The organism is Streptomyces sp. NBC_00154, assembly GCF_026342835.1.
In the GTDB taxonomy this organism is placed as follows: Bacteria; Actinomycetota; Actinomycetes; order Streptomycetales; family Streptomycetaceae; genus Streptomyces.
In genome coordinates, this window is record NZ_JAPEMI010000001.1 from 1,284,017 (window position 1) to 1,296,926 (window position 12,910).

8 protein-coding genes are annotated in these 12,910 nt (G+C 70.2%); 1 reads left to right on the forward strand and 7 read right to left on the reverse strand.

The window, feature by feature from the left end; genetic code table 11:
* Positions 1-44 precede the first annotated feature (44 nt).
* Positions 45-1,460 (reverse strand): proline--tRNA ligase, encoded by a 1,416-nt coding sequence (gene proS, locus OHA03_RS05655; RefSeq protein WP_267001368.1) that lies wholly within the window; start codon positions 1,458-1,460, stop codon positions 45-47.
* A gap of 246 nt (positions 1,461-1,706) precedes the next feature.
* Between proS and OHA03_RS05660 the strand changes: the two genes are divergently transcribed.
* On the forward strand, positions 1,707-2,567 hold the full coding sequence (locus OHA03_RS05660; RefSeq protein WP_267001370.1) for a class I SAM-dependent methyltransferase: 861 nt from the start codon (positions 1,707-1,709) through the stop codon (positions 2,565-2,567).
* A gap of 65 nt (positions 2,568-2,632) precedes the next feature.
* Here OHA03_RS05660 and ftsH read toward each other — a convergent pair whose 3' ends face one another.
* The 6 genes from ftsH to OHA03_RS05690 all read right to left on the reverse strand — a co-directional run bounded on the left by ftsH (position 2,633) and on the right by OHA03_RS05690 (position 12,500).
* Positions 2,633-4,546, reverse strand: a complete 1,914-nt coding sequence (gene ftsH, locus OHA03_RS05665) for an ATP-dependent zinc metalloprotease FtsH (RefSeq protein WP_267001372.1) — start codon at positions 4,544-4,546, stop codon at positions 2,633-2,635.
* A gap of 251 nt (positions 4,547-4,797) precedes the next feature.
* On the reverse strand, positions 4,798-6,348 hold the full coding sequence (ffh, locus tag OHA03_RS05670; RefSeq protein WP_267001374.1) for a signal recognition particle protein: 1,551 nt from the start codon (positions 6,346-6,348) through the stop codon (positions 4,798-4,800).
* A gap of 134 nt (positions 6,349-6,482) precedes the next feature.
* Positions 6,483-8,936 (reverse strand): [protein-PII] uridylyltransferase, encoded by a 2,454-nt coding sequence (locus OHA03_RS05675; protein WP_267001376.1) that lies wholly within the window; start codon positions 8,934-8,936, stop codon positions 6,483-6,485.
* A 31-nt stretch (positions 8,937-8,967) separates the two neighbouring features.
* Complete coding sequence (locus tag OHA03_RS05680; protein ID WP_150487428.1) at positions 8,968-9,306, reverse strand: P-II family nitrogen regulator; 339 nt, start codon at positions 9,304-9,306, stop codon at positions 8,968-8,970.
* Complete coding sequence (locus OHA03_RS05685; protein ID WP_267001380.1) at positions 9,303-10,655, reverse strand: ammonium transporter; 1,353 nt, start codon at positions 10,653-10,655, stop codon at positions 9,303-9,305. The genes OHA03_RS05680 and OHA03_RS05685 overlap by 4 nt, the downstream gene beginning before the upstream one ends.
* Positions 10,656-11,024: 369 nt before the next feature.
* Positions 11,025-12,500, reverse strand: coding sequence for a hypothetical protein (locus OHA03_RS05690; protein ID WP_093778632.1), 1,476 nt, complete (start codon positions 12,498-12,500; stop codon positions 11,025-11,027).
* Between the last annotated feature and the right edge of the window lie 410 nt (positions 12,501-12,910).

Here is a 12,910-nt window from a genome sequence, read left to right on the forward strand (position 1 = left end):
GCCTGCGCGCCGGTTCCGGACGGTTCCGGGGACACCGTCGGGCGTCAGTAGGCGCGGGCCACGACGGCGACAGTACCCGGGGCGTCGTCGGACTGCGGAACCGACCCGTCCTCGGCCACCAGACACCGTACCGAGGCGCCCTGCTCCCCGAGCCGGGCCTCCCCTGCCGGGCCGAGGACGTCCCACGGAATGCAGGCCCAGCCGCCCGCGGCCGCTGCTTCTGCGGCCTCCTCGACGGTGGCCACCTCGCTGGTGCGGGAGGCGCGGCGGGCCCGGGACTCCCGCAGCAGGGTCGCCTGGTCCTCCTCCAGGACGGCCGGCAGCAGGGCTGCCAGCGCCTCGATCGGGACCGGTTCCTTTCCGCCGGGGATGCGGCGGGCCAGCATCGCCGTGCCGTTCTCCAGATCGCGCGGGCCGACCTCGATCCGTACGGGTACGCCCTTCAGCTCCCAGTCGACCGCGCGCCGGCCGAACGGGGTGTCCGTGCGGTCGTCGACGTGGACCCTGATCCCGGCGGCGCGCAGCCGGTCGCCGATGGAGCGGACCGCGGTGAGTACCGCCTCGTCCTCCTTGATCGCGAGGACGACCGCCTGGACGGCGGCCAGCCGCGGCGGGACGCGGAGCCCCTGGTCGTCGCCGTGCGACATGATCAGGCCGCCGACCATCCGGGTCGAGGTGCCCCAGGAGGTCTGCCAGACCAGCTCCTGCCTGCCCTCCTTCGACAGGTACTCGGTGTGGAAGGCCTTGGCGAAATTGGTGCCGAGCTCATGGCTCGTACCCATCTGCAAGGCCTTGCCGTCGCCCATCATCGCTTCGAGGGTGAGCGTGTTGACGGCGCCCGCGAACCGCTCGCTCGGGGTCTTGCGGCCGAGCACCACATCGATGCCGAGGACCTCGGTCATGAAGTCCGCGTAGACGTCCCGGTGGATGCGGGCGGCGTACTCCCGGGCGTCCTCGAACGTGGCGTGGGCGGTGTGGCCCTCCTGCCAGAGGAACTCCGTCGTACGGAGAAAGACCCGCGGGCGCATCTCCCAGCGGACGACGTTGGCCCACTGGTTGATCAGGAGGGGCAGATCCCGGTAGCTCTGGACCCATTTCGAGAAGTACTCATTGATGATCGTTTCGGACGTCGGCCGCACCACCACGGGCTCTTCGAGGTCCTTGCCACCGCCGTGGGTGACGATGGCGAGCTCGGGTGCGAAGCCCTCGACGTGCTCCGCTTCGCGTGTCAGGTAAGACTGGGGGATGAAGAGTGGGAAGTAGGCGTTCTGGGCGCCCGCATCCTTGATGCGGGCATCCATCTCCTGCTGCATCCGCTCCCACAGGCCGTATCCGTACGGTCGGATGACCATGGTGCCGCGCACCGGACCGTTGTCCGCGAGTTCGGCCTTGTTGATCAGATCCTGGTACCAGCGGGGAAAGTCCTCGGCCTGGGGTGTGAGAACGGGTGCCTTTGCCATGGCGCGCATCGTACGGCGACATCTCGCTCCGCACGGAGTGACGGGACCGGCCTTCGTGGCCGGTATCCGGGGGCGCACGACGTGTCCCCCGGGGCGCACGACCGTAGCGCGCAACCATTGCCCTCCGACCCCTGGACGAAGCCGCGGATGCGGAGTTCTCTGACTTACGGGGGAGTGCGGGCGCGCAGACACACGGGGGCCGTCCACTCGGGTACAACCGATTTCTCGGCGGATTGGGGCGCTTTCATGACACCAACGCTCGTCCGGCACCACAGGCAGGCGGATGCATCCGCCCCGGTGGACCCCGGAACCCGTGCCCGCGACTGGGCCGAGATCCAGGAGCGCATGCTCGCACCGCTGTACGAAGCGGTGTACGAGCGGCTCGAAATCGGAGCCGGTACGCGGATGCTCTCCCTCGGCTGCGGCTCCGGGCTCGCGCTGCTGATGGCCGCCGCCCGTGCGGCGCACGTCACCGGCGTCGACACCGACCGTGAACGTCTTGCTCTGGCCCGCGAACGGCTGCTGCCCGATCCCGGACCCGAGCGGGCCGGGGACGGCCTGCCGGTGCTCCTCGACGGTGATCCGTCCGTCGCCGCCCGGCCCGAAGGCCCCCCGTACAACCTGCTCACCGTGTTCACCCCGATCGGTTGCTCGGCGGGCGACTCCGAAGGGCTGAAGCCGGAGCTGGAGACCGCTGTTCCGCTGGTCGCGCGGGGCAGCTCGGTGGTACTGACCGGATGGGGTCCGCCCGAGCGATGTGCCACTGCGGCGGTGCTGCGGGTGGCGACGCGGCTCGGTGACGAGGTGCGTGCGCCCCGCGCGGGAGGCTGGCGCCCGGCGCGCCGGGACGATCTGGAGGAGGTCGCGTTCCGGGTCGGGCTCAATCCGAACGGCTCGGGGCGGGTGGCATGCCCGTTCGGGTACGCGGACATGGACAGCGCGGTGCGCGGGCTGCTGTCGACCCGGCTGTTCGACGCGGCGGTACGGGCGACGGACCGGTCCCAGGTGGAGAAGGAGGTCGCGGAGGCACTGCATCCGCACCGGCGCCGGGACGGCACGGTCTGGATGCCGAATGTCTTCCGCTATCTCGTCTGCACCACTCCTTAGAAGGGCGCTCCACACACCGGAAGGGTGTTCCGCAGAAGGGCGTTCCGTGCCCGGCCGGGCGGCTCTCAGTGCTTGGCCAGGCGCGCGACGCCCGCCGCCCGGTAGGCCGCCTCCTCGTCCAGCGTCTCGTTCTGCAGCAGCGCGGACGCCAGCGCATCCAGCTTCTCCCGGTGCTCGCGCAGCAGCTGCTGCGCCTCGATGTAGCACTCGTCGACGATGCGCCGCATCTCGTGGTCCACCACGTCCAGCGTGGCGGGCGCCGCCGAGAGTCCGTACGCCTGCTGGGCGTCGCCCGGGATCGCCGTCAGCCTGCCGACCCTTTCGCTCATCCCCCAGCGCCCGACCATTCCACGCGCCAGGCTGGTGACCTGTTCCAGGTCGCTCTCCGAGCCCGTGGTGACCACTCCGTAGACCAGCTGTTCCGCGGCCATGCCACCGAGGGCGCCGATGATGCGGCCGCGCAGATAGTCCTCGGTGTACGCGTACTTGTCGGCCTCCGGCGTCGAGAGGGTGACGCCGAGAGCCCGGCCGCGCGGCACGATGGTGACCTTGCGGACCGGATCGGCGCCGGGCTGGAGCATCCCGAGGAGGGCGTGGCCGCTCTCGTGGTACGCGGTCCTGCGGCGCTCCTCCTCCGGCATGACCAGCGGTCGTTCGGCTCCGAGCTGGACCTTCTCCAGGGCGTCCGACAGGTCGGCCTGGTTGACCTCGGACTTCTTGCGCTTGACGGCGAGCAGGGCGGCCTCGTTGGCGAGGTTGGCGAGGTCCGCACCGGTCATGCCGGGGGTCGTGCGGGCCACCTGGCCGAGGCTCACATCCTCGGAGAGCGGGATCTGCCGGGTGTGGATCTTCAAGATCGCCTCCCGGCCGCCCCGGTCCGGTGGACTCACCTGGACGATCCGGTCGAAGCGGCCGGGCCTGGTGAGCGCCGGGTCGAGGACATCGGCCCGGTTGGTCGCGGCGAGGACGACGACGCCTTCCGATCCGGAGAAGCCGTCCATCTCGGTGAGGATCTGGTTCAGCGTCTGTTCGCGCTCGTCGTGGCCGCCCATGCCGGAGCCGCCGCCGCGGGCCCGGCCGATGGTGTCGATCTCGTCGATGAAGACGATGGCGGGGGCAACCTTGCGGGCCTCGGCGAAGAGTTCCCGTACCCGGCTCGCGCCGACGCCGACGATCATCTCGATGAACTCGGAGGCGGAGGCGGAGAAGAACGGCACCCCGGCCTCGCCCGCGACGGCCCGTGCGAGCAGCGTCTTGCCGGTGCCGGGCGGGCCCGCGAGCAGCACTCCCCCGGGCATCCGGGCGCCCATCTTCCGGTACTCCTGCGGGTTCTTCAGGAAGTCGACGACATCGTTGAGTTCGCCCTCGACCTCGTCGATCCCGGCCACGTCCTCGAAAGTGGTGCGCTTGGCGCCCTCCAGTTCGACCGGTCTGGGCGGGGCCTTGCGCCCCAGTGCGCCGACGCCGCCGAGCCCGCCGGACATCCTGCGGGCGATGAAGACCCAGAGCAGGACGAGCAGCAGGATCGGGGCCAGGGAGATCAGCAGATTGGCGAGGAAGCTGCGCTGCTGGACGACCGGTTCCGCGGTGACGGTGACATCGTCCTTGATCAGCTCGGCCCAGAGGGTGTCGTCGGTGAAGGCGGGCCGCTGGGTGACGAACTTGGTGTACGTCTTGTCGCTGCCGGGGACCTTCGCCTCCTTCCTCAGCTGCCCCTGGATGGCGTCGCCCTTGGAGTAGATCTTGGAGACGTTGCCCGCCGTGACCTGCTTGGTGAACTCCGTGTAGGCGATGGTCGGCTCGTTCCTGCCGTTGAAGAAGGAGAGCACCAGGTTGGTGATCAGATAGACGGCCAGCGCGGTCAGCAGCAGTCCGCCCCAGCCGCCAGGCATCTTCCGACGCGGCGGAGGGGGCGGTGGGGCGCCCTCGGAGCGCCACGGCTGGTCGGTCCGATCGCGTGGCGGTACAGGACTGGTCACGCGCGCTCCTCTGCCGACGACCTTGAGGCGACATTAAGCACCAGAGCCTCCGGGGGCCCGTCCGGTGGGCCCATGGGGGGACATCGGCGCGCGGACGCGTGAAGCCCGGGCAATATCCAGAACCCTGTTCGGGGCCGGCCGACGGGACGACGCTGCGGCCGGGGCGGCACACGGCCCGAGCAGGCGGGGCGCACACGAAAGGGGCGCCCGCCGGGAAGGCGGGCGCCCCTCTCGCGCATGGGCCGAGAACGTCAGCCCATGAACTTCTTGAACTCGTCCGGCAGCTCGAAGTTCTTGTCCTCCTGGGCCGGCAGACCGAACGCGCCGCCCTGCGCCGCAGCCTGCTCGCGGCGGGCCGCCGCAGCCTGCTCCTCGGCCTTGCGCTTCATCGGGTTGCCGCTCTTGCGCTTGCCCTTGGCCTGCTTGATCTGCTTCTTCTGGCGACCGGGACCGCCACCCATGCCGGGCATCCCCGGCATGCCCGGCATGCCGCCGCCCTGCGCCATCTTCGACATCATCTTGCGCGCCTCGAAGAACCGCTCCACCAGGTTCTTCACGGCGGACACCTCGACACCCGAGCCCTTGGCGATACGGGCCCGGCGCGAGCCGTTGATGATCGTCGGTTCCTGCCGCTCGTGCGGCGTCATCGACTTGATGATCGCGGCGGTACGATCCACGTCCCGCTCGTCGATGCTGTTGATCTGGTCCTTGATCTGCCCCATGCCGGGCAGCATCCCGAGCAGCTTGGAGATGGAGCCCATCTTCCTGACCTGCTCCATCTGCGCCAGGAAGTCGTCGAGCGTGAAGTCCTTGCCCTTGCTGGACGCCAGCTTGGAGGCCATTTTGGCGGCCTCTTCCTGGGTGAAGGTCTTCTCCGCCTGCTCGATCAGGGTGAGCAGGTCACCCATGTCGAGGATGCGCGACGCCATGCGGTCGGGGTGGAAGGCGTCGAAGTCCTCGAGCTTCTCACCGTTCGACGCGAACATGATCTGCTTGCCCGTGACATGGGCGATCGACAGGGCGGCACCACCGCGGGCGTCACCGTCGAGCTTGGAGAGCACCACGCCGTCGAAGCCGACACCGTCGCGGAAGGCCTCGGCGGTGTTGACCGCGTCCTGGCCGATCATCGCGTCGACGACGAAGAGGATCTCGTCGGGGCTGACGGCGTCGCGGATGTCCGCGGCCTGCTGCATCAGCTCCTGGTCGATACCGAGGCGGCCCGCGGTGTCGACGATCACCACGTCGAACTGCTTGGAGCGGGCGTGCTCGATGGAGTCCTTGGCGACCTGGACCGGGTCACCGACGCCGTTGCCCGGCTGCGGGGCGTACACCGCGACACCGGCGCGGTCGGCGACGACGCTCAGCTGGTTGACGGCGTTGGGGCGCTGGAGGTCACAGGCGACGAGCAGCGGCGAGTGACCCTGCCCCTTGAGCCAGACACCGAGCTTTCCGGCCAGGGTGGTCTTACCGGCACCCTGCAGACCGGCCAGCATGATCACGGTGGGCGGGTTCTTGGCGAACCGCACCCGCCGGGTCTCGCCGCCGAGGATGCCGACGAGCTCCTCGTTGACGATCTTGACGACCTGCTGGGCAGGGTTCAGCGCCTGGGAGACCTCGACGCCGCGCGCCCGCTCCTTGACATTGGCGATGAAGGCGCGGACCACGGGAAGCGCGACATCGGCCTCGAGCAGGGCGATACGGATCTCGCGTGCCGTGGCGTCGATGTCCGCCTCGGACAAGCGGCCCTTGCCCCGGAGGTTCTTGAAAGTCGCGGCAAGGCGGTCGGAGAGAGTATCGAACACGGCGCTCGTCGGTCCTCAGGGTCGGGGTCGGGTGCAGGTCAGTCGTCCCCCAGGGTATCCGGACGCCGGGAAACGCAAAGCCCTCGCCCGCATACTCGTGACGGACGAGGGCCTCTTCACGTGATCGCGGAAGCTCAGCTCAGGGCCCGCTGCACCTCTCCGGCCAGCTCGGCGGCCCGTACATCGGCCAACGGCTCGCCGTCCGCCCCTGTGACATAGAACGCGTCCACCGCGTTCGCCCCCAGCGTCGACACATGCGCGCTGCGCACCCGTACCGCGCTCTGCTCCAGCGCCCGGCCGATCCGGTGCAGCAGCCCCGGAGCGTCCTGGGCCCTCACCTCGATCACCGTCGCCAGCCGGGAACCGGCCGGTGCGACCGTCACCCGGGGCGGCGGGGCCTTCACCCCGCGGCGCCGCGGATAGGCGGCCTCGCGTTCGGCGAGGCGGGCCTGGATGTCGAGGGAGCCGTCCAGGGCGCGTACGAGATCGGCGCGGAGCCGGGTGGCCTGTGGCAGGGAGCCGTATTCGGCCGCCACCCGCCAGCTGAGCAGCAGGACGTCGACACACTCGCCGAGCTCGGTGGGGAGCTCGACGGCCCGCAGGTCGGCGGCGCGGACGGTGAGGCGGTGCAGGGCGAGTACTCCGGCGGCGGCGGGCAGGACGCCTGGGCGGTCAGGGACGGCGATGAGGAGTTCGACACCGACGGGTTCCGGCTCGCCGTCCCCGTTCGCGGGTTCGGCCTGAGCGTGCAGGGCGAGGACGGGTTCGCCGGTGCGCAGTGCCTCGATGGCGAGGCGTTCCTGCTCGGCGCTGGGTTCGGCCGGTTCGGGTTCGTCCGGGGCCTCACCCGCGAGGACGGCGCCGACGCGCTTGACCAGGTCGGTCACGAGGGAGGCGCGCCAGGTGGACCAGGCGGCGGGCCCGGTGGCCAGCGCGTCGGCCTCGGTGAGGGCGTGCAGGAGTTCCAGCGTGGACGTGGTCCCGACGGCGGTGGCGACGGACCGGACGGTCGCCGGGTCGTCGAGGTCGCGGCGGGTGGCGGTCTCGACGAGCAGCAGATGGTGACGTACGAGCGTGGCGATGACGCCCACGTCGTGCTGGTCGAAGCCGATCCGGGCGGCGACGTCGCGGGCGATGACTTCTCCGGCGACGGAGTGGTCGCCGGGCCAGCCCTTGCCGATGTCGTGCAGCAGGGCGGCGACGAGGAGGAGGTCGGGGCGGCCGACGCGGCGGGTGAGGGAGGAGGCCCGGACGGCTGCCTCGACGAGGTGGCGGTCGACGGTCCAGGTGTGCACGGGGTTGCGCTGGGGCCGGCAGTGGACGCGTTCCCAGTCGGGCAGCAGCCGGGTGATCAGCCCTTCCGCTTCGAGGGCTTCCCAGACGGGCACGGTGGCCTCGCCCGCGCCGAGCAGGGTGACGAGTTCCTCACGGGCCTCGGCGGGCCAGGGCACGGGCAGTGGGCGCGCGGCGGTGGCGAGGTGGCGTACGACATGCCGGGAGATCGGCAGTTCGGACTGGGCGGCCGCGGCGGCCGCGCGCAGCACGAGCACCGGGTCGCGTTCGGGGCGGGCGGTGCGGGCGAGGACGACTTCGCCGTCGGCCTCGACGACGCCGTCGGCGAGCGGGGTGCGCTCCGGGGCGGCCGCCTTGCCACCGCCCAGCATGGCGCGCAGCCGGGGGCGCACGGACCGGGCGCGGAGCACGCGGTTGACCTCGCGCCAGGTGACGTCGGTGGCGTACGAGACGGTGCGCGCGGCCTCGTACACCTGGCGCAGCAGTGCGTCGGCGTCGAGGAGGCCGAGCGCGGTGGCGACCTGGTCCTGTTCCTGGAGGGCGAGACGGTCGGTGGCACGGCCGGTGGTCAGGTGCAGGGCGTCGCGGGCGTCGAGGAGTACGCGCCGGGCCTCGGCGAGGCCTTCGCGGGGCGCGTCGGCGACCCAGGAGGCGGCGACGGCGCGCAGGGCGGTGGCGTCGCGCAGTCCGCCGCGGGCCTCCTTGAGGTCGGGTTCGAGGAGGAACTGGAGCTCGCCCTGGCGTTCGGCCCGTTCGCGGCAGAGTTCGTCGAGGGCCGGGAGGCGTTTGGGGGCGAGGTTGCGCCAGTCGGCGAGGATCGTGGTGCGCATCGCGGCGACCAGGCCGAGGTCTCCGGCGACGGGCCGGGCGTCGAGCAGTCCGAGCTGCACCTTGAGGTCCTCGCCCGCCGTCTTCCTGGCCTCGGCGGGGGTGCGTACGGAGTGGTCGAGCGCGAGGCCGAGGTCCCAGACGGGGTACCAGATGCGGTCGGCGAGGGAGGCGATGGCGCCGGCGTCGGCATTGCCGTCGTGCAGCAGCAGGAGGTCGAGGTCGCTGCGCGGGGAGAGTTCGCCGCGGCCGTAGCCGCCGACGGCGACCAGGGCTGCGCCGCGGACGCCGGTCGCCTCTACGGCGGTGGCGAACAGGGCGGTCAGCCAGTCGTCGGTGAGGGAGGCGAGGGCCGCACGGCGCGGCGGCCCGGACTGCGCCTTCTCCTGGAGGAGGCGCAGTCGGGCCGCCGCGTAGCCGCTGGGTCCCGAGTCTTCGGAATCGGTGGTCACTTCAGTGCTCGTCACCCAGCTGCCTTTCAGTTTGCGAGACCGTCGGTCAGAGTGCGTCCGGGCCGCGTTCACCCGTGCGGACCCGTACGGCTGTCTCGACGGGGACGCTCCAGACCTTGCCGTCTCCGATCTTGCCGGTTCGGGCGGCCTTCACCACGACATCAACGAGCTGTTCGGCGTCCTCGTCCTCGACCAGTACCTCGATACGGATCTTGGGGACGAGGTCGACGGTGTACTCGGCGCCCCGGTAGACCTCGGTGTGGCCGCGCTGGCGACCGTATCCGCTGGCCTCCGTGACCGTGAGGCCCTGAACGCCGAAGGCCTGCAGGGCCTCCTTGATCTCGTCGAGCCGGTGCGGCTTCACGACCGCCGTGATGAGCTTCATGCGTCCACCTTCTTGGTCTGCGCTGCTGCCGTCGAGTCCGGTGCGGAGCCCGTGGTGCGCGGGGCCGCACCGCCGCCGGCGCCGCTGAAGTCGTACGCGGTCTCGGCGTGTTCGACCTGGTCGATGCCGGAGATCTCGTCGTCCTCGTCGACCCGCATGCCGATCGTCTTGTCGAGGAGGAAGGCGAGGACCGCGGAGACGACCAGAGAGTACGCGAGGACCGCGAAGACACCGACGGCCTGCTTGCCGAGCTGGTCGAGACCGCCGCCGTAGAAGAGGCCCTTGGCGTCGGACTGGACGCCGCCGGTGGCGAAGAAACCGATGAGCAGGGAGCCCGCGACACCGCCGACGAGGTGGACGCCGACGACATCGAGGGAGTCGTCGTAGCCGAACTTGTACTTGAGGCCGACCGCCATGGCGCAGAGCACACCGGCGATGGCACCGACGGCGATGGCACCGAGCGGGCTGATCGCGCCGCCGGACGGGGTGATGGCGACGAGGCCCGCGACCGCGCCGGAGGCGGCGCCGAGGGTGGTGAAGGAGCCGTGGCGGAGCTTCTCGTATCCGAGCCACGCGAGCATCGCGGCGGCGGTGGCGACCTGCGTGTTGACGAACATCACCGCGCCGACGCCGTCGTCGTTGCCGAGCCACGAGCCGGCGTTGAAGCCGAACCAGCCGAACCACAGGAGACCGGCGCCGAGCATGACGAGCGGCAGGCTGTGCGGCCGCATCGGGTCCCTCTTGAAGCCGACCCGCTTGCCGATGACGAGGATCACGCCGAGGGCTGCCGCGCCGGCGTTGATGTGGACGGCCGTACCACCGGCGAAGTCGATGACGCCGAGCTCGAAGAGCCAGCCGCCGGCGCCCCAGACCCAGTGCGCGACCGGGAAGTAGACGACGGTCACCCACAGGGTGACGAACAGCGCCCAGGAGGTGAACTTGACCCGGTCGGCGAGGGCACCGCTGATCAGGGCCGGAGTGATGATCGCGAACATCAGCTGGAAGACGGCGAAGACATAGACCGGGATCGTGTAGCCGTCCCAGAGCTGGGTGATACCGATCCCGCTGAGGCCTGCGAAGTCCGAGCTCCAGCCGATGAACGAGCCGATGTCGGTGCCGAAGGCGAGACTGAATCCGTACAGCACCCACAGGATCGTGACGATCCCGAGGCTGATGAAGCTCATCATCAGCATGTTGAGGGTGCTCTTGACGCGGACCATGCCTCCGTAGAAGAAGGCCAGACCCGGAGTCATGATCATCACCAGGGCCGAGCAGATGAGCATGAACCCGGTGTTGGCGGCAGACAGCGTCGGGGCGTCTGCGGCTAGCGTCGTGATGCCTGGGGGCATCGGCGTCTCCTCGTCGTCGGTGCGGCCGCGTGCGGGCAAAACCTGCGGGACCACTTGCGGGACCACTGTGGAAAAGGTGCGGGCCGGTTATGCGCCATGAGGTTCGCCCAGCGCGGTTTCCGCCGATGCCGCACGATGTTTCGCCGCAGTGACGAAGAGGTGTGTCGTGTTACGTCCCCATGAATCGTGAGTGGCGTATCCGGGGCCGGGCCTACCCTGCGGCCGGGGCCGCATACGGTGCGGTTACGACTCTGGAGTACGGGAACGGGAACGCGAACCGGCCACGCCGATCACCCACTGACCTGGCAAGGGGGAGCCGAAATCGGTCTGTGCGGGGTGCTCGTCGTGGCCGGAGTGCTGGGTGCCCGGTCAGATCGCCTCAGCGGTCTCGGGCAGCTGCTCGGTGAGCAGATCGGTGAGCCTGGCGACCTCGGGGATGTCTCCGAAGTCCCTGGCAGCGGTGTCGACGGTCTTGCGCAGCCGGGTGTTGACGCGCTCGGAGCGGACCTTCTTGGCGACCCGCAGGGCCTTTTCGGCCAGCAGGGTGGACTGTTCGGGTTCGCGCTTGAGGAGGTGCACCGTGGCGAGGCCGACCAGGTTCAGTGCGTACGACCGCTGGTGCTCGTCGTCCTCGCCGAAGAGCTCGACGGCCTTCTCCATGATCGGCTCGGCGAGCGAGGCGTACGTGGGGCTGCGGCCGGCGACATAGGCCAGGTCACGGTACGAGTGGGAATTCTCGCCGTTGAGTTCGGCCTCGGAGAAGAAGCGGATCCAGTCGGGCTCGGGCTCGCCGTCGATCCCGGCGTCGAGGAAGGTGTCCTCGGCCATCCGGACGGCTCGCTTGCACTTGCTGGGCTGGCCCATGTTGGCGTAGGCGCGGGCCTCCATCGCATACAGCATGGCCTGGGTGCGCGGGGTGGCGCAGTCCCGGCTGCCGTACTGGGCCAGATGGATGAGTTCGAGGGCGTCGTCGGGCCGTCCCAGGTGGATCATCTGGCGACTCATGCTGGACAGGACGTAACTGCCCAGCGGTTTGTCGCCGGCCTCCTTGGCGGCGTGCAGCGCGAGGACGAAGTACTTCTGGGCGGTGGGCTGGAGACCGACGTCATAGCTCATCCAGCCCGCCAGTTCGGCCAGTTCGGCCGCGCACCGGAAGAGCCGCTTGGCGGTGGCCGCGGGCTGTGGTTCCTGCAACAGGTCGGTGACCTCGTGGAGCTGGCCCACGACGGCCTTGCGTCGCAGGCCCCCGCCGCACTGGGCGTCCCACTGGCGGAACATCACAGTGGTGGACTCCAGCAGGTCGAGTTCGGGGCTCGAGAGGCGGGAGGGGCGCCGATCCGCCGCGGACGGCTCCGGATCCGCCGGGGCCGCGGCGGCGACCGGCACCAGCCACCGCTGCATGGGCTCGATGAGAGCCGGGCCCGCGGCGAGGGCGAGCGAGGTGCCGAGGAAGCCGCGGCGGGCGAGCATCAGGTCGCTGCGGGAGAACTCGCTGAGCAGCGCGACGGTCTGCGGGCCCGCCCAGGGCAGGTCGACACCGGCCACCGACGGTGACTGATGGGCGGAGCGCAGCCCGAGGTCCTCGACGGCGACGACGGTGCCGAAGCGCTCCGAGAACAGCTCGGAGAGGATGCGCGGAATCGGCTCACGCGGCTGTTCACCGTCGAGCCAGCGCCGGACCCGGGAGGTGTCCGTGCTGATGTGGTGGGCGCCCATCTGGCGCGCCCTGCGGTTCACCTGCCGTGCCAGCTCGCCCTTCGACCAGCCGCTGCGCACGAACCATGATCCCAATTGCCCGTTGGGGCGCTTACCGGCATTCGAATCGCCTGCGCCGCTGCCACTCACTGGAACGCCCCCATCCCGCTGAATACGTGTCGCGCGAACCACTATCAGAATGCCGTGGGCCGAAGCCGTCCGTACGGCGGTTTCGCACCATCGAACAGGAAATCGATTTGCCTCCGGCATACCCATCGGCGCACATACTTCCATGGTTCGTGTACCGACGGTAATCCTACGATCACCCGCTCGGCGACCGTGATTACAGAAACGCCACCATTCGCCACCCCATCGAATGAACGCGTTCACCGTCGGGCGCGATTCACTTGACAGACGGCGATCAGTAGCAGACGCAGTGACGCACACAGGGGCGCGCGGACCGTGTCGCACCACCTGGGGTTCGTGCGTGCGCCGCTCGGTCGACGGGGCGACGGAATGTAACGACCTCACTCCGCGTCGTAACCACCGGCGAGCCGGAC

Excerpts from the sequence above, each read along its gene's own strand:
- proS (WP_267001368.1), bottom strand. The coding sequence starts at position 1,460 with ATGGCAAAGGCACCCGTTCTCACACCCCAGGCCGAGGACTTTCCCCGC.
- OHA03_RS05660 (WP_267001370.1), top strand. The coding sequence starts at position 1,707 with ATGACACCAACGCTCGTCCGGCACCACAGGCAGGCGGATGCATCCGCC.
- OHA03_RS05680 (WP_150487428.1), bottom strand. The coding sequence starts at position 9,306 with ATGAAGCTCATCACGGCGGTCGTGAAGCCGCACCGGCTCGACGAGATC.
- OHA03_RS05685 (WP_267001380.1), bottom strand. The coding sequence starts at position 10,655 with ATGCCCCCAGGCATCACGACGCTAGCCGCAGACGCCCCGACGCTGTCT.